The organism is Chitinophaga sp. (assembly GCF_035564935.1).
GTDB lineage: Bacteria > Bacteroidota > Bacteroidia > Chitinophagales > Chitinophagaceae > Chitinophaga.
Window position 1 is genome coordinate 1 of the sequence record NZ_DATMTE010000556.1, and the last position, 3,109, is coordinate 3,109.

Below are 3,109 nucleotides of genomic sequence, written 5' to 3' on the forward strand. Positions count from 1 at the left end.
CTACACAAGGCTTCGGAGAGTATGATGCACAGTTCCGCCCTACACAGCTATTACCCGAAGCTACAAGGCAGTTGCAGGACATGAAGATCATTTCATGGGCTACCGGCAACGAACAGGTGTTGTGGTGCGGAACTGATGGCAATGGTATCATCAAAATATACCCGCAAACAAAATACTTTGGCACTGTAAACAGAAGTACCGGCGGCGCTGCTTTCAATAAACCTATACGCGCCTTCTGTGCCAATGGCAACGATCTTTGGATAGGTACCAAAGGCAGCGGCATCATCTGTTTGCCCAATTTCACCCGGCAGCCTGCTGCCACCCATCAGCAATTGTTTTCAGCAGAACTGGACGATAATTCCGTTTTTTCGCTTTGCCGGGGCATGGATAGTATCATCTTTATTGGTACCGACGGGAAGGGGCTTGCTATGTACGACCAGCTGCATAAACGCTTCATCAACTGGCCACAGGTAAGCGGCAGCAGTAAATTGCCGGTGTTTGGCTCCGTATATGCCATACTACCGGATGCCGACAGCTCGCTGTGGCTGGGCACCAGCGGGTACGGACTGGTACATCTGCGCATTCAGCGGCAAGGCGCCGCCATGGCCGTAACTTCATTCCGCCAATATACTTTCAATGGCAGCGACAGCGGTCCGGCTAACGATATCATCTATTCACTGGCTCCCGGTCCCGCTAACTCACTGTGGATAGGCTGCCGATACGGGGGACTGAACCTGTTCAACAAAACCCAACAGAAATTCCAGGTGTTTAAGGCCTTTAATTATGAAGGCGGCTTATCACATAATGATGTGCTGGCACTTTACCGGGATACCAGGCAGCGGTTATGGATAGGTACCAGTTACGGGTTGAACTGTATTGCAGAAGCAGCCATCAGTGAGCCACGACCGGCGTTTACCCGCTATAACACCGGCAACGGCCTGCCCAATAATACCATTCATGCCATTACGCAGGACAACGACGGCCTGATCTGGGTAAGCACCAATAAAGGACTGGCGCGCATCAATCCTGCTACTGCTGAAATATCCCATTTCCAGGAGGCCGACGGATTGCAAAGCAATGAGTTTAGTGATGGAGCGGTTTGGAAAGATCCTGCAGGACGCCTTTACTTCGGTGGCGTATATGGCTTTAATTATTTCACACCTGCCAATATACAGGAACGCCACGTGTATCCTAACCTGCTGGTGTCGGGATTGCAACTGGCGGGCAAAACAAATGAGAACGGCTTAGAGGTACTGCAACCCGGGCAATATAACGCCGCCGTCTATACGCTGGCAAGACGGGATAACTTTTTTGAACTGCAAGGCAAAGCCGTTAGTTTTCTTCATGCAGAAAAATGTGAATACGCCTGGCTGCTGGAAGGCTACGATAAAACCTGGCAATACACCGGTGGCAACGGCAGGATCGCTTACAGCAATGTACCACCAGGCCGGTATGTACTGAAAGTAAAATGGAGTAACGGGGAAGGCGTATGGACACCGCCCAGCGTACTGTTTACCCTTACCATTCAACAATATTTCTGGCTTACCTGGCCGGCATTCCTGTTGTACCTGCTGCTGTTGGGCAGCGGCGGCACTGCATTCTGGCTGTACCGGAAAAATAAACTGGGCATGAAGCATCAGCTGGAAATGGAACACCTGCTGCGTAAGAAAGAAGAAGAAGTGCATGAAGAACAACTCCGCTTTTTTACTAACATCGCCCATGAACTGCAAACACCGCTGACGCTGATAGTGGGTGCGGCGGAACGCAGCCGCGATCAGCCCGGCGATACCTATCACCAGGCGCTTGTACATCAGCACGCCTCCAGGCTTACCTACCTGGTGCAGCAGCTGCTCGAATTTCGCAGGGCTGAAGCCGGCTTTCTGAAAAACTACTACTCCCCGCTTAATATTTCCGCGCTGCTGGAAAATATTGCCGCCTTGTTTAAACCTATGTGCCAGCAAAAATCCTTACGCTTTGATACCAGTATTGCGCCCGCGATGATTGCAGCCATGGATAAAGACAAACTGGAAAAGATCCTGTTTAACCTGCTGAGCAATGCCTGTAAATACACCAACCGGGAAGAAACCATCCTGCTCCGGGCCAGGCAAACAAACAACTGCCTGGACATTTATGTGTATAATTCCGGCAGTCATATACCGGCGGAACAACTGGATAACCTGTTTACCCGCTTTTTCAGCACCGGTACTGCCACACATGGAAAATTCGGCACAGGCATCGGGCTGGCTTTTACCCAGCAAATGGTGCACCTGCTCAATGGCAGCATCCGTGCGGTGAATGAAAATAACGGCGTGGCATTTTATGTGCAGCTCCCGCTTTCAGCAACAGGAAGCACTTACCTCCAACAACAGGAAGCACCCGCCAACCCGGTTCCTTCTTACCTGCTGCAATCCATTACTGCCGACCTGTTGCCGCCAACTGCACCGGTTATTGATCCCAATAAACTATCCAGGATCCAAAGCGTACAGGAGGCCGGCAAAAAAAGTATTTTGCTGGTGGAAGATGAATACGCTATCCGCCAACTGTTAAAAGATCTGCTCGCCGATCAGTATATTATATATGAAGCCGGCAATGGCAACGAAGCGCTGGAACTGATCCGGCAAACGCTGCCCGACCTGATCATCAGCGATATCATGATGCCTGATATGAACGGCCTGGAACTCTGCGACAAAGTAAAGAATGCCGCCAGTACCTGTCATATTCCTTTTATTATCTTGTCGGCCCGCGGTACTATAGACCAGCAAACGGAAGGCTATGAAGCCGGCGCAGATGCCTATCTCCCAAAACCCTTCTACGCGGTTCACTTACAGGTAAGGGTGCGTAAGCTGCTGGAATACCGCCAACGCCTGCACGAAATTTTCAGGAGGGATCATCCGCTGGGCCAACTGGAAGAAACCGGTATGCCGGATACAGATAAACAGTTCCTGCAGGAACTGGTACAGGTAATAGAAGACCGGATGGATGAGGAAGGGCTAAATGCCGAAGCATTGGAAAAGCATTTGCTCCTCAGCAAAATGCAATTGTACCGGAAACTGAAAACACTCACCAATATGACACCGGCAGAATTTATCCGCAACATCCGGTTAAAACA

General features: G+C 50.5%; 1 protein-coding gene. It reads left to right on the top strand.

Annotation, left to right across the window (positions count from 1 at the left end):
* The coding region (locus VN105_RS14440; protein ID WP_325642062.1) for a hybrid sensor histidine kinase/response regulator at positions 1 to 3,109 on the top strand (3,109 nt) is incomplete at both ends.